The following is a 21,972-nucleotide window of genomic DNA, read 5'->3' as shown; positions in this document are numbered from 1 at the left end:
CGCATGCTTGATGCCCTGAAACGCGCCGATCGGCGTGCCGAACTGGCGCCGAGTCTTGGCGTGCTCGACAGCGCGGTGCAATGCGGCGCTGGCCATCCCGACGAGGTCGGCGGCCGCGGCCACCAGTGGCGCGATCATGGCCGACTCGACGCTTTCGAGGACCGCGCTGGCGATGGGTTCGGCGTCGATCTCGATGCCCGCGCCCGGTTGTGCCGGGTCGGTGGATTCGTCCGTCAGCACCGTCACACCGTCGCCGCTGCGAGCCACCGCGGCTACCACCCCGTCTTCGGTCGCGGCCAAGGTGACGAACAGTTCGGCGCGGCCGGCGTTGGGTACCGCCACGGCACGACCGTGCAAGCGTCCGTTGCGCAGCGTCATAGGAGCACCTGCAAGGCGTTGCCCGGGGGAGTGGACCGCGAGGGTGGCCACGGCGCCACCGGTGATCTCGCTGAGCACGTCGCCGCAGGCGGGGCCGGCGCTGCGCAACAACCCGGCAGCCAATCCGATGCTGCTCAACAGTGGAACCGGCGCGATCGCGGCCCCGCATTCCTCGAGGACGACGAGCAGTTCGACCGGCCCGTACTCGCCGTCCGCAGCGGGCGCCGCCAACTCGGTCCACCCCAGGTCGACGAACGTCTTCCACAGGGTTCGCCACCGCTCGGGGTCCGACATGGCATGACGGGCGGCGTCGGGTGGACACTCGGCGCGCAGGATGTCGCGCACGGTGTCGCGCAGCGAGAGCTGCTCCACAGTCAGAACGGCATCCATAAGACCCCTAACATAATAAAAATAGTAAACTAGCCACGCGGTTGCAATCTCAAGACTCATGGGCGGTGGGGATCGTGGAGTGGTATCTGTTCCTGCCGCAGGTGCGGCTGCCGGTGGCTGGCCTGGTCGAGCGTGCCCGTCATGCGGAAGCCAGCGGTTTCGACGGTGTCGCATTCATCGACCACCTGGAAGCGCCGGGACAGCCGCAGGAAAACATATGGGAGGCAATGGCCATCGCCACTTGGGTGGCGGCGAAGACAGAGCGTCTGAGAATCGGACACCTGGTGCTTTGTGACGCATTTCGCCATCCGGCGGTGCTGGCCAAGCAAGCCGCCACCCTGTCCGACGCGTCGGGTGGAAGGTTCGAACTAGGGCTCGGTTCAGGCTCCTGGCCGGCCGAATTCACTCGGTTCGACATCGGCCGGCTCGACCCGGCGGCGCGGGTCGAGCAATTGGAGCGGCACCTGGCCCTGATCACCGACTACTGGTCCGACGGCGAACAAGGGCAGTGCCCACGGCCGACGCATCCGATTCCTCTGATCCTCGGTGGTAGCGGACCCCGAATAATGAAACTTGTTGCCAAGTACGCGGATTGGTGGAACCTGCAAGCCAACCACCTGGACCGGCTATCTCGGCTGGCCCCTGAAACCGGGTCCGCCCGGATATCGGTGCAGCAGATGGTGGGCTTTGTGCGCTCCGACAGCGACCCCGAAGCCGTGCGGGAAGTCAGTGCTCGGCGATTCGGCCACCTTGGGTCTGGCTTGGTCTGTGGCGATGCCGGCCAATTGATCGAGCATTTCGGCGGCCTTGCTGCACAGGGGGTGCAACGGTGCTATGTCTGGTTCGCTGACTTCGCCGCGCCGCAATCCCTGGCCGAGTTCGGCGAAGAAGTGATCAAGCAGTTCCCTGCCGCGCGGCCCGCCGGCGAGCTTCGGTAGGGACAACCGGCGGCCGGGCGAACGGCCCGCGCTCGACCGCGCTCAGCCGGATCTCCGGCAGATCGACCGACGGATCAACGGTGTCCAACCACGCCACCGCCTCGGCGATGTCGGACGCCTGGATCGCATACATCTCGAAGGGAACGTCTTGCAGCATCTCGGTTTCCACGGGTCCGGGCGTCACAATGTGGACGCTGATGCCGTCGCGGTCGACTTCCATTGCCAGGGCACGGGCGAAGGCGTTCATTCCAGCCTTCGATGCGGAGTAGGCGGTGCGCGCCATCATCGGCTCATGGGCGGCCGAAGACGAGATGAACACCAGTCTGCCACCCGGCTTCATCCGGGGCAGCACGGCCGAGGTCACCACGAAACAGGAATCGAGATTGGCCGAGATGATCGTGCGCCACTGCTCGAAGGTCTGTTTGCGCGCGTAGGTGCCGCCGAGGGTGCCCGCCGCATGGACTACCAAGTCGACCTTGTCGAGTGTGCCTACGGCAGCGGCGAATTCGCTCGGCTCGGAGGCGTCGGCCACCAGATAGCGGGCACCGATCTCGGCGGCGCATGCCCGCAGCGGCGGCTCACGCCGCGCCACCAGGACGACGTCGTAACTGAGTTCACTCAGTTTGGCCGCACACGCCTTCCCGATCCCACCGCTACCACCGGTGACCAAAGCCGATCGCGTGGTTGTCAAAGAACGCTGCTACGGCCGGCGCAGGTCGCGCGTGCGTGACAAGGCTTGCGGAGACAGCGCATAGATGCGTTGTTCGGCCCGACCGGAGAGCACATAAGTCTGCGTGTCAGCCAGGTGCCTTCCAGCGATGCGCCGGGCCCGGTCCACATCTCCCTCGGCTATGGTCTCGGCCAGCTTCACGTGGGTGTTGAGCACCGCGCGACGCTTTGCCAGTGACGGATAGGTGCCGCGTGCCGAACTCTCGTCGGCCCACTTCTGCTCGTGGCTGGTCCACAAAGTTTCCAGGCTGCCGACTACCGCAATGATGGTGTGGTTCCCGCAACCGCGGACGATGAGATCGTGGAATTGGCGGCCGATCTCGGTGAACGACGCGCCGTCGTCGAGATTCTCCGCCATGGCATCGTTGACTTGCTTGAGTTCCGGCACCAAAGTGTCCGCCCGGTCGGGTCGTTGGGCCGCTAAGGCAGCACAGGCCGGCTCGAGCTCTTGCAAGGCCGCACCGAGGTCGCTGACCGCCACCGACTCGCTTTGCAGCAGAAGACCAAGCATGTAGGCGGCACTGGTTTTGGCCGGTGCATGCACGACCGCTCCACCACGGTTGCCCCGACGGACCGACACCAGCCCCTCAGTCTCCAAAATGCGCAAGGCTTCCCGCAGCGACACCAGGCTGACCTTGAACTGCTCGACCAATACCTCCTGGCGGGGCAGCAAGTCGCCGTCGGCCAACTCGCCGTCGATGATCTGGCGGCGCAGCTCATCGGCTACGATCTCAGCTATCCTCGGCGCCGACAGGCGGCGGCGAGCGTCGGGTCCAAGTCCCAGGGCGGTCATCCGATCATCCTCGCAAGCTACGGCAGGGCAGAGCGCACGGTCGCGGGCCGCGATACTCGATTGGCTTAGCTATTTTAGCAGTAATGGTATAAATAGCCGCGTGAGTCACGGGCCAGACGGCCGGCCAACCCCCCTCGACGGATTGCGCGTCGTCGAGATCAGTGACCGCATAGCCGGCAGTTATTGCGGCAAACTGTTGGTGGATGCGGGCGCGCAAGTCCGCAAAGTCGAACCCCCGCAGGGCGATCCGCTCCGCACCTACTCCGCGACGTGTTCGCCGATACCTGACGGCGGCACTGCGCCGTTGTTCGACTACCTCAATGCCGGCAAGAGCTGCCTTGGGGTGGTACCACATTCCGATCACTACCGCGCCGAACTCGCTGCCGCCGACGTCGTCGTCGTCACGGCCGGGCCATCTCAAGCGCGTGCCATGGGCATCGACCCGCGGCAACTACTGGCTGACTCGCCGCGCGCGGTAGTGGTCACCATTTCCGATTTTGGCTGGACCGGCCCGTTCGCCGAGCGACCCGCCTCCGAATTCACCTTGCAGGCCTGGGCGGGGTCGCCGGGATTTCGCGGCGACCCGGCCGGCCCGCCGATCGCCATCGGCGGGGACTTGGGCGAGTACATGGGTGGGGTCTTCGCCGCCTTCGGCGCGCTGGCGGTGCGGCGCCGCGTCGACCATGGCGGTCGCGGCGAACACCTGGATCTGTCCATGCTCGAGGCGATCACCTTGATGCAGAGCAGCGAATGGCTGCATTCTGCGCTGCTGCAAGTCCCGCCCGTGCAACGCACCCTAGAAGTGCCGTCGATCGAACCAGCCAAAGACGGCTACGTAGGCATCACAATGGTCACCGGCCAACAATGGCTGGACTTTCTGGCCATGGTCGAATGCCCGCAGCTGGAAGACATTCCGCAGCTGCGTTTCCAAATCGGCCGCTGGGACTACCGTGATCTGATCCGCGACTCGGTCGGACCTTGGCTGGCCGAACGGACGGTCGAGGAAATCGTCGGACTAGGGCAACTGTTTCGGCTGCCTATCGCGCCGCTGGGTAACGGAGCGACCATCCGCGCGATGGATTACATGACCGAGCGTCATGTGTTCGTCGGTAATCCGGCGGGATTTCACCAGCCCCGCCCACCGTGGCTGATGTCGCGGTGTGCCCCCGCGCCAGTGCGTGCGGTTCGCACCGCGAACGACAGTCCCGACCAGCCAGGCAAAGTCGAGTTTGCGTCGACCGCCGAGGGGTTACCGCTGCAGGGTGTTCGTATCGTCGACTTGACCGCCTTCTGGGCCGGGCCCGCCGCCACGCACCTGCTCGGCGCGTTCGGCGCCGACGTCACCAAAGTGGAGTCGGTCCAGCGCCCCGACGGCATCCGCTATTCGGGCGGTATGCGCACCGATGTGGACGACTGGTGGGAGTACGGCTGGGTTTTTCACGCCATGAACACCAACAAGCGTTCGGTGACACTGGATCTGGGTTCCGAAGACGGACGTCGACTCTTCACCGCTCTGGTCGCAGACGCCGATGTGGTCATCGAGAATTTCTCGCCTCGAGTGATGGACCACTTCGGACTCACCGCCGACGTACTGCTGGAGATCAACCCCAAGCTGGTGGTCGCCCGGATGCCTGCCTTCGGGCTGGAGGGGCCTTGGCGCGAGCGCGTCGGGTTCGCGCCGACTATGGAGCAGATCGGCGGATTGACCTGGGTGACCGGGCTGCCCGAAACGCCACCGGTCACCCCGCGCGGGGCCTGTGACCCGCTGGCCGGAGTGCACGCCGCCTTCGCCGTGCTGGCGGCGCTCGCCTACGCCGACCGCACCGGGATGGGCCAACAGGTCGAGTTGCCGATGGTCGAAACGGTCCTCAACACCACCGCCGTGCAACCGATCGAGTACGAGGTGTTCGGCAAGACGCTGAGCCGGCGGGGCAATCGGGGGCACGGCGGCGGGCTGCAAAACATTTACCGGTGCGCCGGCGACGACGAATGGATCGCGGTCACCGTTCGTGATGACCGGCAATGGGTGGCCTTGGTCGAGTTGCTGGGCGCACCATCGTGGTGTGATGAGGCGCTGTCCACCGCCGACGGGCGCCGACTGCACGCCGATGACATCGACGCCAGGCTGCGGGACTGGTTCGCCGGGCAGCCGTGTGACCCGACGGTGGAACGAATGGCCGGTGCAGGGATCCCCGCGGCGCCCGTCGTCTCGCCGTCTTTGGTGACCGAAAACCCGCAACTGCGGGAACGGGGATTCTTCGAGTCGTTGAACCACCCACGAACGGGCGCCAATCTTTATCCCACTCCGCCCTTCGCGCTGCTGTCCGGCCAGCGGGAATGGTTGTTGCGCCCACCGCCCACGCTGGGGGAGCACAATGGGGACGTGCTTTGCAATCAGTGCGGGCTGACCGAGGACGAAGTCGCGCGCCTCGCCGCCGACGAGGTGATCGGGACCCGGCCGGCGGGCCTGTCAAGCAAGTAAGGGGACTCTGATGCGAGTGATCGTGGACGAGAACATGTGTGAAGCCAACGGGTTCTGCGAGTCGCTGGCCGCGGATATCTTCGAGCTGGGCGACCAAGATGTGGTACAGATCGCCGACGGGCCGGTGCCGCCAGATCGCGAGATCGACGTACGCGCCGCAGTGGACCAGTGCCCTAGGGCGGCGCTGCGGATCGTGGACTGAACCGACCGCACGCCGTAATCGCCTGTCGCGCAGGGTGACTGGTCGCTTGACGCTGCTCGCCGGGTTTCGACTGACCGGTTCGCCGGCGGACGTCCCGAACGCCGCGTTGACGTTGTATGTCTAAAATAGTAAAAATAGAACCAGGCGTCGAACCGCGGGTGAGTGAAGGCGGCCTTGCTGCCCTTGGCCGCAGGGGAAACGGAGAGCTAAGTGACGGACACAATCTCGGACTCGGCTGCAGAAGCAGGCGGAGATCCGTCGGAACGGGAATTCGGACCGACCGGCATCGCGCTGTCGACGTACCGGTTCCCCACCGGATGGTTCATCGTCGGCTTCGGTTCGGATCTGAAGCCCGGCGACGTCAAGCGCGTGCACTACTTCGGTGAGGAGTTGGTGCTTTTTCGCACCAACTCCGGCAAGGTGCACGTGCTGGACGCCTATTGCCAGCACCTGGGCGCCAACATGGGCGTCGGCGGAACCGTGGACGGCGAACACATCGTCTGTCCCTGGCACGGTTGGCAGTGGCGCGGTGACGGCACCAACGCGTTGATTCCGTACAGCAAGATCGGCTGCAAGACCAACGTGCGCGTTCGCACTTACCCAGTTACGGAGTGGTACGGCTTCATCCTGGTGTGGCACGAGCGGCATGGCCGCGCCCCGTATTGGCAGCCGCCGGTGCTGCCGGAGTTGGAAACCAACGAGTACTACCCCTTGCACCCGCACACCCGGATGGTGAACCGGGTGAAGGTGCACGCCCAGATGATCATCGAAAACGCCGCCGACCCCTATCACGTGCAGTACGTGCACAAGGCCGCCAACCCGGCCAACACCGCGTCCTTCGAAGTCTCTGGTTACCACCTGCACGCGACCGTCAACGCGCACTTCGGCGGCGGGCGGGCCAAGACCTGGCTGACCCCGAACGGTCCGGTCGACGCCAAGATCATCTACGACAACTACTCCCTGGGTCTGGGCATTGTGCGCTTCCCCAGCGACCTGGTCGCCACCTGCCAGGTCACCGGGCAGACACCGGTCGACGAGGACTACACCGATTACTTCTACACCCAGGCATCCATTCGCGAACCCGGGGACACCGGTGACCAGCCGACGGGCCGTGCCGCGAAATTCCTCGCATTGCAGCAGGAAGTGATCAAGCAGGACTTCTTCACCTGGGAGAACATGAAGTACCTGGAGAAGCCGAACCTGGCCCCCGAAGAGGCCCACGACTATGCGGCGCTGCGGCGTTGGGCACACCGGTTCTATCCGGGGACACAACCTTCCCCCAACGACTTCGGGTACACCGCCGACGGAGCGCCCGACCCGGCGGCCGCCGAAGCCTGATCGGACATCTGATGCGCCCGGACCGCAGTGCGCCGCCGGGGCCCGCCGATTTCGGGGTCGATCGGTTCACCGTGCCCGCCGTGCTGGATCGCCGTGCCGAACAGCACCCCGACCGGGTGATGATGTCGGTCGACGGAACCGACATCACCTTCGAGCAGATGCGCGCCCGCTCCTGCGCCGCTGCGAATATGCTGCGCGACTTAGGGCTTGGCCGCGGTGACTCGATCGCATTGTTCACCGGAACGTGTCCGGAGTGGATTTACTTCTGGCTCGGAGCCGCGCGAATCGGCGCAGTCAGCGCCGCGGTGAATGTGGCGAACAAGGGCGAATTCCTACTGCACACCCTTCGACTGGCGCAAGCCAAAGTGATTCTCACCGACGCGCAGCGACATGGCCGAGTCGACGAAGTCACCGGACAACTCGACACGGTCACCGACGTGGTGGTGCGAGATGATTCGCTGCGGGACTACTTGGATCGTGCCGATGCGGTGACAGACGCCGCCGTCGATTGCGCCGAGGTGGGCGCACTGTTCTACACCTCGGGCACTACGGGGCCGTCCAAAGCCGTTGCCACAACGTGGCATTACCTGTTCACCGTGGCGGCGACAGCCGCGGCGGCGTGGGAGTTGGTAGCCGGTGAGGCGCTGTGGACCGCGATGCCACTGTTTCACTTGAGCGCGGCGCCCAGTGTTCTGGCGCCCATGCTGGTGGGCGGGACCACCGTGCTCGCCGGTGCGTTCCACCCGACGCAGGTTTGGGATGAGGTACGCGCGCATCGGGCCGTCGGCTTCGCCGGTGCGGGAGCCATGGTGTCGATGCTGCACAACCTTCCGGCCGATCCGCGCGATACGGATCTTCCGTTACGGTTCATTTCCGCAGCGCCCATCGCCGCCGACGCATATCACGCCATCGAACAGCGGTACGGCTGTCGTGTCGTCACCATGTATGGCATGACCGAAGCCTTTCCCATTGCGGTACAAGGTGTTTCCGACGATGGTGTGCCGGGCGCGTCGGGCCTGATCAACCCTAACTTCGAGGTTCGTCTACTCGACGAAGCCGGTGCTGAGGTCGCCGCAGGAGCGGTGGGCGAAATCGCCTGCCGGCCACGCTACCCGCATGTCATGAGCCACGGGTACGTGAGGCCGGGGTCCAGGTCCGGGCTGTCCGTGGAACGTCATCCGGAGTGGTTCCACACCGGTGATCTGGGCAGGCTTGACGACGATGGCAATCTGACCTACGTCGACCGCGTCAAGGACTCACTGCGCCGACGCGGTGAGAACGTCTCGTCGGTGGAAGTCGAAACCGTAGTGGCGGCACATCCGGCGGTGGCCGAAGCCGCCGCCGTCGCGGTGCCCAGTAACTTGGGGGAGGACGACATCTTGGTGGTCGTCGCGTTACGTCCCGGTGCCGCAATGGATTGCGCGGAATTACTCGACTTCTGCGCCGCCCGCATGCCTTACTTCTGCGTGCCGCGCTTCGTCGACACGGTCGATGAACTGCCGAAGAACGGCATCGGGCGGATACGGAAAGACTTGCTGCGTGCCCGCGGCCTGACCGCCAGCGCGTGGGATCGTGAGAGCCACGGATACGTCCTTAACCGGTGAGTTACTGTTTCGTCAAATTCCAGGCGGGAGAACAAAGATGACGTTGTCTTATCAGGAAGAGCAGATGCTGCACGCCGCGACCGCGCGCGCCGGCATCCTTGATCTGACCGCTCGGCACAACCGGGCTTACTCCGAGGGTGAGCGAGACACCTGGATCGCCACTTTCCGTCATTCGGGTGCTAGCTACACCCGCGACGGAGAAGTCTTCACCGATCTACGAGCCGCCTTCGACGGCGGCGACGGACAGCGTCTGGTCACCGTCGACCACGAAATCATCGTCGACGGAGTCAACGCCACCCAGCGCTGCGTCGCGGTGCTGTTCGCGGTCATGTATGGCGACACGACCTTGCGGGCCACCGGCAGCTACTTCGATGAGCTGATCTACGAGCGAGGCGGATGGTACTTCACATCTCGGACGCTGCAATGGGATTCGGTGCCGAGCCGTCACCCGCTCGTCATGTGAGTCGCACGTGAACAGTGACGCTGGCCAAGTGGGCTACCAGCTTGCCTTCGGTACCTACGAGGATGCGCTGCGTATGGTGGGCGCTGCGAGCGAACCGCGCACTGCCGCTACCGTCGTCAGCGGCGCGCGCATCCAGCTGTTCGCCGCCATGGTGCGTGACGGCAACCGCTCGTACTGGGACGCGGAGTTCGCCGCCCGAACCTGGGGAGGTCTGCTGGCGCCGCCCGCGCTGCTGATGGGTTGGCTGGTGCCGCCGCCGTGGGAGCCGGCTGGGCGCCCACCGGTGGCGTCACTCGCCCTGCGGGTGCCGCTGCCTGGAACCACTTTCATCAACGCGTCCAACGAAGCTGAATTCCCCCAACCGATCAAAGAAGGCGATCGGCTGACCGTCGTCGAAGAGCTGGTGTCGGTGTCACCGGAGAAGCGCAGCCGGCTCGGGGTCGGCCACTTCGTGCAAACCCAGGAGACCTACCGCCGCGACGATGGCACGGTCGTGGCGATCAATCGCAATACGTTGTTCCGGTTCACTCCTGAAACGGCATCATGACAGACCTGAGTTGGCACGAGCTGGATCTTCCGATGGACCTGCCGGAGGTCGTTGACGAGATCACCTACCAGCGTGTGGTGGAGAACGCAGGTGCCACTTGGGATTACTTCCCGGGCCATTTCGATCCGGATTACGCCCGGCGGCAAGGCAATCCGACGATCTTTGTCAACACGATGCATCTGGCCGGATTCGCCGATCGGGTCGCGACCCAGTGGGCCGGCCCGACCAGCCGTGTGGTGCGCCGCTCGATGCGACTGGCCGGATCGATTTATGCCGGTGACACCATGGTCGGTCGAGGCCGCGCGGTGGCCAAACGGTGTGACACTTCGGTGGATCCGCCGCGTTTGCTCGTCGATGTCCACATCGACGTGACCAACCAGCATGGTGTTTTATGCTGCCCGGTCGAGCTCACCCTGCAACTGCCCGCAGGCGGGTATGGCGGCGATGGATGATGCGGGCGAACTGCACCTAGCGGTGTGCTGGCGGTTCGGTGCGGCGGTTACCGCGGCGGACGGCAAGTGGGATCGCCGTTCTCGTGTGATGCGTGGGATGGTCGGGGAGCGCTCGAGCCCTGAGTGCATCGCGGATGTTCTCCGCTTCGGTTGAGCTGAGCGGCGAGGCAGATGTCCAGACCAAGTTACTCGCCCGGCTTGGCCGGAACCCCTCCTGGTGCTGATCGAGTTTTCACAGCGGCGGCAGTTTCCCGTTGCACAGCACCGACTGCAGTTCCACGTATTCGTCCAAGCCCTCGGGACCGAATTCTCGCCCCAGTCCGGACTGCTTGAAACCACCGAACGGTGTGCTGATGTCAAGCATGTACATGTTGATGCCGTAAGTGCCGGTGCGCACCTTCGCGGCAATCTCTAGGCCGTGGGCGGTGTCTGCGGTCCACACCGACCCGGCCAAGCCGTAGTCGCTGTCGTTGGCGATTCGGACGGCATCGTCTTCGTCGGCATAGGTGAGCACGGTCAACACCGGGCCGAAGATCTCCTCACGGGCGATGCGCATGTCGTTGGTGGCATCGGTGAAAAGTGTTGGCTGCACGTACCATCCACGTTCGGCGGGGCTATCTGCGCCACCGACGACCATGCGGGCACCTTCGCTCTGTCCTGAGCGAATGTAGTCCTGGACGCGCTGCTGTTGTCGTTGTGCTACCAGCGGTCCAATGTCGGTGGCTTCGTCGGTTGGATCACCGACATGCAAAGACGACATCATCTCTGCCAACGCGTCGACCACTTCGTCGTGCCGTTGTTGGCTGACCAGTATGCGTGTCTGCGCCACGCATGCCTGGCCGTTGTTCATCAAGCTCGCCGTCTTCAATCCGTTGACCGTTTTGTCGATGTCGGCATCGTCGAGGATGATCGCCGCCGATTTGCCGCCCAGTTCCAAACTCACCCGCTTGAGTTGCTCACCGCACAAGGCGGCGATTCGGCGTCCGGTGGCGCTGGACCCGGTAAAAGCGATTTTGTCGACTCCCGGGTGCCGCACCAGCGCTTCACCGACCGACGGGCCGCCGGTGATCACCGAAACCACCCCTTCGGGCAAGCCGGCCTGTTCGATCATCTCCGCCAACCACAAAGCGTCGAAAGGAGTTTCGGGTGCGGGCTTGACAATCACCGTGCAACCGGCGATCAGCGCCGGGATGAGCTTGGGCATGATCAAACACTGCGGCACGTTCCACGGCACGATCGCACCCACCACGCCTACCGGGGCGCGGCGTAGATGGGCCTCGCCCAGCACCCCGCGGCGCCGTTCCACCCAGGGGAAGTCACGCGCGGCGGCCACTGCAAGGTGCATCATCGACGCCGCGCCGGCCGCCTGGCCCAGTCGGCTGAAACTGCGCGGCGAACCCATCTCCGCGGTGATCAGGTCGGCCATGCCGTCGATGTGACGGGCGTATATTGCCGCCAATTGTTCGACTTTGGCCAGCCGTTCCGCCGGTTGCATCCGTGGCCACGGGCCGTCGTCGAACGCGCGGCGAGCAGCGGTGACCGCGGCGTCGACATCTTCTGCCCCGCCCGCCGGCACTTGGCCAATCGGTTCCTCGGTATGCGGAGAGATGACGGTAATACGATCCGCGGCGGCGGGTTTGCGCCACCGACCTCCGATGAACAGTTCGGCATAGGACCGGTGGTCAGGATGTTCCGTCATCGGGGCTCTCTGAAATGACATGCTTTCGACCGAATTTGCTATTGATGCTAACATAGCGAAGAAAGCGCATTAGGTGAGGCCGCGCAGTCTGGTGACATAAGGAAGCCGCCCTTGAGTGACTACCCTTCCCGAGCCAAACCTGAGATGACAAACGCTTGGCGCAGTTATCCGTTCGAGCTGGCACCCGGTGATGACTCGCTTGATTTCCCCGCTGCCGAAGGCAATCATCCGGACCAGGAGTCGGATACCTGGTTCATCGCCGGCCAACTCGACGCGGCCGACAGTGACCGGTCATTCGCGTTTCTGACCATTTTCAACCGGAACCGGCCCGGAGGATCGGTGGTCGCCGACTTCTACACGTTGGCGCTGTTCGATCTCGACAGTGGGGAATACGGCACTTATACCGACTACGACATGCCGCCGCACAGCATGCAACCAGGAGTCGAGCCGAAGATGTCGGCGGGCGCTGGCCACCTCGACCTTACCTACCGCAGTCCGGTAGGTACCGCGACGTGGATCACGTGCCGTGACGGCGACGGGGAATTGGTGCCGTACACCTACCGCGTCAGACTGGTGGGCGAGGATCAGGCGGGTCGCGACATGGCGCTCGACCTGACCGTCACTCCGACACGGGCGCCGACGCCATTAGGTGCGGCAACCTACAACGGGAAAATCACCTGCTTCGGCCAAGACGACACCTACTCCTACTTCCAGACCGGCATGGTGATGACCGGAACCCTTCGCTGGGGAGACGTCGCGGAACGGGTGCGCGGCACCGCGGGGCATGTCGACCGACAGTGGTTCCCGCTATATGCCGGTGGCGGAACCGGCGAGCCGCCTCGGACCCGGTCACACGAGTGGCGCACGATCAACTTCGACAACGGCGTCGACATGAGCATCTGGCGACAGTTCCACCGTGCCGAGGGCAATGCTCTGCAACCGTTCACCGGGGCCACGACAAGCCATCCGGACGGGGGCGCCGCGCCGCAGTGCGCAGAAGACGTCGAGGTGACGATAAGCAGCTACGTCCGCTGGCCGGATACCGTCCGCACGCTGATCCGTCCGCCATCGGCCGCTCGCTATCTGCCGGACCGGCACCGAATCACCTGCGCCACACTAGGTCTGGACATCGTGGGTGAGCCGCTCGTCGCAGCACCGGCCCACGGTCTGCCCATCGAATACATGGAAGGCCCCTATCGCTACCGGGGCACACTGGGTGGCCAGCCGGTGACCGCGTTCGCCTTCAACGAACGGTCGCTTGCGCTGTACCGTGACTGGGAATTGGTCGAAGTGTTCAAGACGACCGTGGCCAACACTGACCCGGTCGACCGTGACCTTCAGATGACTGCGGGTCTGTTGGTGCAGTTGCTGGCCGCAGGTCGCCGACAAGAAGCGGTGGTCATGTTGAGTACCGTGCGGTCCGCTCAAACTGGCTTCGTCGCAACGCTTTTGGACGATTTGATCGCTGTGTTATCCGGCCAGGAGTCAACCAGCCGCCACTGACGGCGCCGAGAGGAACCCATCCTTGAGTGCCTTCGCCCAGCTGATGTGGCGGTGCTGCAGTCCAGGTTCGTTGCGGCCGAACACGAGTCGGTCGCGAACGCCCGATTCAAGATTGGCCTGCAAGGACTCGACCAAACGGTAATCTTCGTCGCGCACGGTGGCGTGTGCGTATTCGAATACCGATTGGGCACCGGCAGCGACAGATTCGTCGGATATGTCCAGCGGCGTCGAGTTCTGGTGGACGGTAATAGACCTGCCGGGCCGGTCACCGGGATAGATGCGAAACAGCTCGCCGTTGGCGATTGTCACCGACAGCACGATGTTCGGGAACAACGCGTAGATGACAACCATGTTCTGGAATGGGTTCCACTGCTGCTCAGGGACGTCGTCGAGGTCGAGAATCCCGTTGAGCGGGAAGATCAACCGGTGGTGCGGTCCGTACGCGTCGAACACCGTGCAATTGCTGCGGGCGATCGTTGCGAAGGTCTGCCGGTGCACGGTGGCAAAGTGGTAGTTCTCCGCGAAAGTGTCGACCGCTAGCTTCCAGTTGATGGGGCAGTCGAGCACCCTTTCACCCAGCGGCGACCACCGGCCGATGCCCCAGGAATCCAGCTCTTCGGCCAGCGTCCCGAGGTGTGCCGCTACGTCCAGCGTGGCGCCCGGGTCTAGTGCAACCCAGAGGAATCCGGCATATTCGGCGGCCGGAAGCTCGGTAAGACCGTCTGACTTGGGCGCCACGTCGGGAAAGCCCTCGCGGCCGGGGAGGCTGACCAATCGCCCGGTGTTGTCGTAGGTCCAGGCGTGATAGGGGCAGGTGAAGCGCCGCGCGCTACCGCAGCCCGTCGCCACCTGCGCCTGCCGGTGCAGGCAGACGTTCTCGAACGCCCGGACGGTGCCGTCCGACGTTCGCGTCAGCAGAATCGACCGCCCCATCACGGTCTTGGTGCAATACGTGCCCGCTTCGGGCAGCTCGGAGACATAGCCGACCAGTTGTGGGCTAGCCATCACCAATGCGGTGTCGAGTTCGTATCTCTCCCGAGAGGTGTAATCAGTGGCGTCGACCGTGTACTGGGCCGGCGCCAAGTCGGTCGTCTTGTCGCGCGCCAACTTCAAGGCGCGACGGGTGAGGTCGATGAGTTGGTCGTGATCCATCAGGACTCCCGTGGGCAGTGAGCGCCTCGGCCGATCGAAGCCGTCGAACCGTAACTTTACTAACTTTATATTGACAGCACGAATTGCCCCTTGAGGGTTTCAAACCAGGCGTTACCAAGGTGATACCAATGTGATCAGTGTGGTAGCCGGGTCTGGCGAGGTAGGTGTTTTACGCTGTGGCGCGTGCCTGCCTCGCGGCGTGACATGCTCAAATTTGCGGCGGCGGCTCCCGGCTTGGTGGGCCTGGGTGTCGCGGCCGCGTCGGCGTGTGCGGCGCCCGCGTCGGCCGAATCGCTGGGGATCTTGCTGGATTACGCGGCCGGGGTCATTCCCGCCAGCGAGATCAAAGCTGCCGGCGCCGTGGGGGCAATCCGGTATGTCTCCGATCGACGACCCGGTGGTAACTGGATGCTCGGTAAGCCGATTCAGATCTCCGAAGCACGCGACTTGAATGGCGGTGGTCTCAAGATCGTGTCGTGTTACCAGTACGGCAAGGGCAGTAGCTCCGACTGGCTCGGCGGTGGTCCCGCCGGCCTGCAGCACGCCAAGCGCGGCGCCGACCTGCACGCCCAAGCTGGTGGCCCGGCCAGCGCGCCGATCTACGCCTCGATCGACGACAACCCGTCCCTCGACCAATACAAGAATCAGGTCGTTCCATATTTGCGGTCCTGGGAGTCGGTGATCGGGCACCAACGAACCGGACTGTACGCGAATTCCACAACCATCGACTGGGCGTTGCACGACGGTTTGTGCTCCTATTTCTGGCAACACAACTGGGGGTCGCCGAAGGGATACACCCATCCCGCCGCGCACCTGCATCAGGTCGAGATCGACAAGCGCAAGGTCGGCGGGGTCGGCGTGGACATCAACGAGATCCTCAAGCCCCAATTCGGACAGTGGGCTTGAACGGCGGGCGCGGAGGTCGCTGAGACCGGCGGTCCAGCAAACACTCGTTCGCTCTTTGTCGGGCGTTGCTGACTGAGTTGAATTCGCGACGCCGTGCGCGACCCCTCGCTCGGCCGCCGCGAGGGCGAAAAATTTTGAGATAACGATTTGGTAACAATACTGCTTTGATCTGCACTGTTATAGCTACTCGACCGTAACCACCTGCATGCAGGCCGTTTGTTCCACAGGTTCGCGCCGACGGTTGAAGCGGGTGTTACGCGGGACACGGTTACCCATGCGTAGAACTCGTCAGTAACCATTCGACGTCCAAAATGTGGACTCATTCTTATGACACTCTTAGTAGGTCCGGTGCAGTCCGCGGCGCCCCTCGACCCGTCGAGACGGCCGCCCGACAACACAACGGTCAGACGAGATTTTCAGCTGCGATTCGATGCGGAATCGACCGGCTCTTGGCTGACGAGCCGGGGCGCCCCGCCCCGGGCAGCCAGATCGGCTGAAACGAACCGAAACGTACAGACGCATAAAGACGCATACAGGAGATTCAGGTGACGATCTACGAGCATGACCGGGTGTCCGCTGACCGCAACGGGGGAGGCCCCTACAGCGCCCATGCTCTGGTTGATCGTCTGACCTCCGGTGAGCCGTACGCCGTCGCGTTTGGCGGTCAAGGCAGCGGGTGGCTGGAGACACTTGAGGAGCTGGTGTCTGGAGCGGGCATCGAATCGGAGCTGGCCACCCTGGTCGGTGAAGCGGAGCTGCTGCTCGAACCAGTTGCAAAAGAGCTGGTAGTCGTGCGTCCCATCGGGTTCGAGCCGTTGCGCTGGGTCCGTGCGCTGGCGGCCGAAGATCCCATCGCGTCGGAGAAGCACCTGACGTCGGCCGCGGTCTCGATCCCTGGTGTGCTGTTGACCCAGATCGCGGCGGGGCGAGCGCTGGCGCGCCAAGGAATGGACCTGACCGCGTACCCGCCGGTCGCCGTGGCCGGGCATTCGCAAGGGGTGCTCGCTGTCGAGGCATTGCAAGCCGCCGGCGCTCGCGACGTGGAGCTGCTGGCTATCGCCCAGCTGATCGGTGCGGCCGGAACGTTGGTCGCGCGGCGCCGCGGCATCTCGATCTTGGGTGATCGCCCGCCGATGGTCGCGGTGACCAACGCTGACCCCAAGCGCATCAGCCAGCTGCTCGACGAGTTCTCCCAAGACGTCCGGACCGTTCTCCCCCCTGTTCTGTCCATCCGAAACGGCCGGCGTTCGGTCGTCATCACCGGCACACCGGAACAACTGTCCCGCTTCGAGCTGTACTGCCGACAGATTTCGGAGAAAGAAGAAGCCGACCGCAAGAACAAGGTCCGCGGCGGTGACGTCTTCGCGCCGACCTTCGAACCGGTGCGGGTGGAGGTCGGATTCCACACGCCGCGGCTGGCCGATGGCATCGACATCGTCGGCCGCTGGGCGCAGCAGGTCGGCCTCGACGTGGCCGCAGCACGCAGCCTCGCCAACGCGATCCTGGTGAACAAAGTTGATTGGGTCGACGAGATCACCCGCGTGCACGAGGCTGGAGCGCGCTGGATACTCGACCTGGGTCCCGGTGACATCCTGACCCGGTTGACCGCACCGGTCGTGCGGGGGCTGGGCATCGGCATCGTGCCCGCGGCGACCCGAGGCGGTCAGCGCAATCTCTTCACCATCGGAGCCACCCCAGAGGTGGACCCGGCCTGGTCCACCTACGCCCCCAGCGTGGTATGCCTTCCGGACGGTCGGATCAAGTTGTCGACCAAGTTCACCCAGCTGACCGGACGTTCGCCGATCCTCTTGGCGGGCATGACCCCGACCACCGTCGACGCCAAGATCGTCGCCGCTGCGGCCAACGCCGGGCACTGGGCCGAGCTGGCCGGTGGCGGACAGGTCACCGAGGAAATCTTCGCCGGCCGGATCCAGGAGCTGTCGGGTTTGCTCGAGGCCGGTCGCACCTACCAATTCAACGCGCTGTTCCTCGATCCATACCTGTGGAAGTTGCAGGTCGGTGGCAAGCGGCTGGTGCAGAAGGCGCGCCAGTCGGGCGCGGCCATCGACGGCCTGGTGGTGAGCGCCGGCATTCCTGACCTCGAAGACGCCGTCGAGCTGATTCACGAACTCAACGACGTCGGCATCACTCACGTGGTGTTCAAGCCGGGCACCGTCGAGCAGATCCGCTCGGTCATCCGCATCGCCACCGAGGTGCCCACCAAACCGGTGATCATGCACGTCGAGGGTGGACGCGCCGGCGGCCACCACTCATGGGAAGATCTCGACGACCTGCTGTTGGCCACCTACTCCGAAATCCGTCGGCGGCCCAACATCACTGTGTGCGTGGGCGGGGGAATCGGCACTCCCGAGCGTGCCGCCGAGTACTTGTCCGGACGCTGGGCCCAGGTCTACGGCTTCCCCTTGATGCCCATCGACGGCATCCTCGTCGGCACCGCGGCCATGGCGACGCTGGAATCCACCACCTCGCCGTCCGTCAAGCAGATGCTGGTCGAAACCCAGGGCACCGACCATTGGATCAGCGCCGGAAAAGCTCAGGGCGGCATGGCCTCTAGCCGCAGCCAGCTCGGCGCCGACATCCACGAGATCGACAACTCCGCGTCGCGTTGCGGCCGGCTGCTCGACGAAGTGGCCGGTGACGCCGATGCGGTAGCCGAGCGTCGCGACGAGATCATCGCCGCAATGGCCAAAACCGCCAAGCCGTACTTCGGCGACGTGGCGGAGATGACCTATCTGCAATGGCTGCAGCGCTACGTCGAGTTGGCCATCGGTGCGGGAAACTCGACCGCCGACACGGCCTCACCGGACAGCCCATGGCTGGCCGACACTTGGCGCGACCGGTTCGAAGAGATGTTAAAGCGCACCGAAGCCCGCTTGCACGCCAAGGATTTCGGCCGTATCGAGACGTTGTTCGACGACCCGCAGCTGTTGGAGCGGCCTGACGATGCCATCGCGACGCTGCTGGCGCACTACCCCGAGGCGCAGGAGGTGCAGCTGCACCCCGCCGATGTCCCGTTCTTCGTGACGTTGTGCAAGACCCTCGGCAAGCCGGTCAACTTCGTGCCGGTGATTGACAAGGACGTGCGTCGCTGGTGGCGCAGTGACTCGCTATGGCAGGCGCATGACGCTCGCTACGACGCTGACCAGGTATGCATCATCCCCGGCACCGCCGCCGTCGCCGGCATCACCCGGATGGACGAGCCGGTCGGTGAGTTGTTGGACCGCTTCGAGCAAGCCGCCATCGACGAAGTGTTGCGCTCAGGTGCCGAACCGATGCATGTCACGTCGCGGCGGCTGGGTCGCCCGGACATCACCGGACCACTGGCCTTGGTGCTCGACGCACCCGACGTGTTGTGGGCCGGGCGCACGGTAACCAACCCCGTGCACCGCATCGCCGACCCAACCGAGTGGCTGGTGCACGACGGACCGGAAAGTCAACGCGCCACCCATTCCTCGACAGGCGCGCGGTTGCAGAAAGACGGCGAGCACGTCGTGCTCAGCGTGCCCCTGTCCGGCACCTGGATTGACATTCGTTTCACGTTGCCACCCAACACCGTCGACGGTGGCACACCGGTGATTTCGACCCAGGACGCGACGGCAGCCATGCGCGCAGTGCTGGCCATCGCCGCCGGCGTGGCGGGTCCGGACGCGCTGCCGGCGGTGCACAACGGGACTGCTTCGGCAACCGTCGCGTGGGACCCCGAGTTGGTCGCCGACCACACCGGCGTCACCGCGACGTTCGGCGAGCCGCTGGCGCCCGGCCTGACCACCGTGCCCGACGCGCTGGTCGGGTTGTGCTGGCCCGCTGTGTTCGCCGCGATCGGTTCGGCGGTCACCGGCTCCGGTGAGCCCGTGGTGGAGGGGTTGCTCAGCCTGGTGCATCTGGACCACGCCGCGCACCTGGTCGGTCAGCTGCCTCAGGGTGTGGCGCAAATCTCCGTCACCGCAACGGCTTTGCGTGCCCTGGACACCGACATGGGCCGGGTGGTCCCGGTTTCGGTGACCTTGAGCGATTCGGCCGACGGTGCCGTCTTCGCCACGCTGGAGGAACGCTTCGCCATTCTCGGGCGCACCGGCACCGCGGAATTGACCGACCCGCTCCGCGCCGGCGGTGCCGTGTCGGAAAACGCCACCGACACCCCACGACGCCGTCGTCGTGACGTGACGATCGCCGCGCCGGTCGACATGCGTCCGTTCGCGGTGGTCTCCGGAGACCACAACCCCATCCACACCGACCGGGCGGCCGCGTTGCTGGCCGGACTGGAATCGCCGATCGTGCATGGCATGTGGCTGTCGGCGGCCGCGCAGCATGCAGTGACCGCCACTGACGGTCAGGCCCGCCCGCCGGCCCGGCTGGTCGGCTGGACCGCTCGCTTCCTGGGCATGGTGCGTCCCGGTGACGAGGTCGACTTCCGCGTCGACCGCGTCGGGATCGACCAGGGCGCAGAGGTTTTGGAGGTAAGCGCCCGCGTCGGCTCGGACTTGGTGATGTCGGCGACCGCTCGCCTGGCCGCACCCAAAACGGTCTACGCCTTCCCGGGTCAAGGTATTCAGCACAAGGGCATGGGCATGGAGGTCCGGGCCCGGTCCAAGGCCGCGCGCAAGGTGTGGGACAAGGCGGACACGTTCACCCGCGACACCTTGGGCTTCTCGGTGCTCAACGTGGTTCGCGACAACCCGACGAGCATCATCGCCAGCGGCGTGCACTACCACCACCCCGACGGCGTGCTGTACCTGACGCAGTTCACCCAGGTCGCCATGGCGACCGTGGCGGCAGCGCAGGTCGCCGAGATGCGCGAGCAAGGCGCCTTCGTCGAGGGAGCGATCGCCTGCGGCCACTCGGTCGGGGAGTACACCGCCCTGGCCTGTGTAACCGGCATCTACGAGCTGGAAGCGTTGCTGGAGACGGTCTTTCACCGCGGCTCCAAAATGCACGACATTGTGCCGCGCGATGAGCTGGGCCGCTCCAACTATCGGCTGGCCGCGATCCGCCCGTCGCAGATTGACCTACCCGACGACGAGGTGCCCGCGTTCGTCGCGGAAATCGCCGAGCGCACAGGCGAATTCCTGGAGATCGTGAATTTCAACCTGCGCGGTTCGCAGTACGCGATCGCCGGCACCGTCCGCGGCCTCGAGGCGCTGGAAGCCGAGGTGGAAAGGCGCCGTGAACTGACCGGCGGCCGGCGGTCCTTCATCCTGGTGCCGGGCATCGACGTGCCGTTCCACTCCCGCGTTTTGCGGGTTGGTGTGGCGGAGTTCCGTCGTTCGCTCGACCGCGTGATGCCGCGCGACAAGAATCCCGACATCATCATCGGCCGCTACATCCCCAACCTGGTCCCGCGGCCGTTCACCTTGGACCGTGATTTCATCCAGGAGATCCGGGATCTGGTGCCGGCTGAGCCGCTCGACGAAATTCTCGCCGACTACGACACCTGGCTGACCGAGCGGCGCACCGAGATGGCGCGCATCGTGTTGATCGAGTTGCTGGCGTGGCAATTCGCCAGCCCGGTGCGGTGGATCGAAACCCAGGACCTGTTGTTCACCGAACGGGCCGCAGGTGGTCTGGGTGTGGAGCGTTTTGTCGAGATCGGCGTCAAGTCGTCGCCGACCGTTTCCGGCTTGGCCACCAATACCCTCAAGTTGCCCGAATACGCCTACAGCACAATCGAAGTGCTCAATGCCGAACGGGACGCGGCGGTTCTGTTCGCCAACGACACCGATCCCGAGCCGGAACCGGATGCCGAAGAGGTTTCCGAAGCGGCGGTACCGGAACAGGCGGCCAGTGTCGAAGCGGCGCCGGCGCCCGCACCGGCTGCTCCGTCGGGCGGGGTACGACCGGACGACATCTCCTTCGACGCCGCCGACGCGACCTTGGCGCTGATCGCCATCTCAGCCAAGATGCGCATCGACCAGATCGAGGAGCTGGACTCCATCGAGTCGATCACCGACGGCGCGTCGTCGCGGCGCAACCAGCTGCTGGTCGACCTGGGCTCGGAGTTGAACCTGGGTGCCATCGACGGCGCCGCCGAGGCTGATCTGGCCGGGTTGCGCGCTCAGGTGACCAAGTTGGCGCGCACCTACAAGCCTTACGGCCCAGTACTTTCCGACGCGATCAACGACCAACTGCGCACCGTTTTTGGACCGTCCGGCAAGCGGCCCGGCGCCATCGCAGAGCGGGTGAAGAAGACTTGGGAACTGGGCGAGGGCTGGGTGAAACACGTCACGGTGGAAGTGGCGCTGGGCACCCGTGAGGGCAGCAGCGTTCGCGGTGGCGCCATGGGCCATTTGCACGAGGGTGCGTTGGCCGATGCCGCTTCGGTGGACAAGGTCATCGACGCCGCGGTCGCTTCGGTCGCCGCTCGCCGTGGCATCTCGG

Annotated in this window: 16 protein-coding genes; 11 read left to right on the top strand and 5 right to left on the bottom strand. The window is 64.9% G+C overall.

Going from position 1 to position 21,972, the window contains the following annotated elements; all coding sequences use genetic code 11:
• On the bottom strand, positions 1-768 hold a 768-nt coding region (locus A9W95_RS04380), incomplete at its 3' end, for an acyl-CoA dehydrogenase family protein (RefSeq protein WP_067409397.1).
• A gap of 71 nt (positions 769-839) precedes the next feature.
• Here A9W95_RS04380 and A9W95_RS04375 point away from each other — a divergent pair.
• Positions 840-1,706, top strand: coding sequence for an LLM class flavin-dependent oxidoreductase (locus tag A9W95_RS04375; RefSeq protein ID WP_067409399.1), 867 nt, complete (start codon positions 840-842; stop codon positions 1,704-1,706).
• Here A9W95_RS04375 and A9W95_RS04370 read toward each other — a convergent pair.
• Complete coding sequence (locus tag A9W95_RS04370; RefSeq protein ID WP_067409396.1) at positions 1,663-2,397, bottom strand: SDR family oxidoreductase; 735 nt, start codon at positions 2,395-2,397, stop codon at positions 1,663-1,665. The genes A9W95_RS04375 and A9W95_RS04370 overlap by 44 nt on opposite strands.
• Positions 2,398-2,406: 9 nt before the next feature.
• Positions 2,407-3,228, bottom strand: coding sequence for a FadR/GntR family transcriptional regulator (locus tag A9W95_RS04365; RefSeq protein ID WP_067409395.1), 822 nt, complete (start codon positions 3,226-3,228; stop codon positions 2,407-2,409).
• An 88-nt stretch (positions 3,229-3,316) separates the two neighbouring features.
• On the opposite strand from A9W95_RS04365, the gene A9W95_RS04360 reads away from it, so the two are divergent.
• From A9W95_RS04360 to A9W95_RS04330, 7 genes are all read left to right on the top strand, one after another.
• A complete protein-coding gene (locus A9W95_RS04360; protein ID WP_067409398.1) occupies positions 3,317-5,710 on the top strand; it encodes a CoA transferase in 2,394 nt (797 codons plus the stop codon).
• Between the two features lie 10 nt (positions 5,711-5,720).
• Positions 5,721-5,912: a ferredoxin gene (locus A9W95_RS04355; protein ID WP_067409394.1), complete on the top strand. Its 192-nt coding sequence runs from the start codon at positions 5,721-5,723 to the stop codon at positions 5,910-5,912.
• A gap of 210 nt (positions 5,913-6,122) precedes the next feature.
• Positions 6,123-7,250, top strand: coding sequence for a Rieske 2Fe-2S domain-containing protein (locus A9W95_RS04350; RefSeq protein WP_067409393.1), 1,128 nt, complete (start codon positions 6,123-6,125; stop codon positions 7,248-7,250).
• 11 nt (positions 7,251-7,261) lie between these two features.
• Positions 7,262-8,854, top strand: a complete 1,593-nt coding sequence (locus tag A9W95_RS04345; RefSeq protein ID WP_067409392.1) for an AMP-binding protein — start codon at positions 7,262-7,264, stop codon at positions 8,852-8,854.
• A gap of 37 nt (positions 8,855-8,891) precedes the next feature.
• Entirely contained in the window at positions 8,892-9,317 is a 426-nt protein-coding gene (locus A9W95_RS04340) for a nuclear transport factor 2 family protein (protein WP_067409391.1), read from the top strand.
• 73 nt (positions 9,318-9,390) lie between these two features.
• A complete protein-coding gene (locus tag A9W95_RS04335) occupies positions 9,391-9,864 on the top strand; it encodes a MaoC family dehydratase N-terminal domain-containing protein (protein ID WP_156746000.1) in 474 nt (157 codons plus the stop codon).
• On the top strand, positions 9,861-10,316 hold the full coding sequence (locus tag A9W95_RS04330) for a MaoC family dehydratase (RefSeq protein WP_067409389.1): 456 nt from the start codon (positions 9,861-9,863) through the stop codon (positions 10,314-10,316). Before A9W95_RS04335 ends, A9W95_RS04330 begins: the two co-directional genes overlap by 4 nt.
• A gap of 232 nt (positions 10,317-10,548) precedes the next feature.
• On the opposite strand, the gene A9W95_RS04325 is transcribed toward A9W95_RS04330, so the two are convergent.
• Positions 10,549-12,015: an aldehyde dehydrogenase gene (locus tag A9W95_RS04325; RefSeq protein WP_067409388.1), complete on the bottom strand. Its 1,467-nt coding sequence runs from the start codon at positions 12,013-12,015 to the stop codon at positions 10,549-10,551.
• A 144-nt stretch (positions 12,016-12,159) separates the two neighbouring features.
• Between A9W95_RS04325 and A9W95_RS04320 the strand changes: the two genes are divergently transcribed.
• The gene (locus tag A9W95_RS04320) at positions 12,160-13,518 is read left to right on the top strand and encodes a lipocalin-like domain-containing protein (RefSeq protein ID WP_067409387.1); all 1,359 of its coding nucleotides are present in this window, start codon (positions 12,160-12,162) and stop codon (positions 13,516-13,518) included.
• On the opposite strand, the gene A9W95_RS04315 is transcribed toward A9W95_RS04320, so the two are convergent.
• The gene (locus tag A9W95_RS04315) at positions 13,501-14,670 is read right to left on the bottom strand and encodes an SRPBCC family protein (RefSeq protein ID WP_067409386.1); all 1,170 of its coding nucleotides are present in this window, start codon (positions 14,668-14,670) and stop codon (positions 13,501-13,503) included. The genes A9W95_RS04320 and A9W95_RS04315 overlap by 18 nt on opposite strands.
• Before the next feature lie 183 nt (positions 14,671-14,853).
• On the opposite strand from A9W95_RS04315, the gene A9W95_RS04310 reads away from it, so the two are divergent.
• Entirely contained in the window at positions 14,854-15,576 is a 723-nt protein-coding gene (locus tag A9W95_RS04310; RefSeq protein WP_156745999.1) for a DUF1906 domain-containing protein, read from the top strand.
• A gap of 545 nt (positions 15,577-16,121) precedes the next feature.
• Positions 16,122-21,972 (top strand): fatty acid synthase subunit beta domain-containing protein (locus tag A9W95_RS04305; RefSeq protein WP_156745998.1); only part of this gene is annotated, 5,851 nt, incomplete at its 3' end.

Source organism: Mycobacterium sp. 1423905.2 (assembly GCF_001673155.1).
GTDB lineage: Bacteria > Actinomycetota > Actinomycetes > Mycobacteriales > Mycobacteriaceae > Mycobacterium.
Note: the sequence above shows the minus strand (reverse complement) of the source record. Positions and strands in the feature narration are given on the sequence as shown.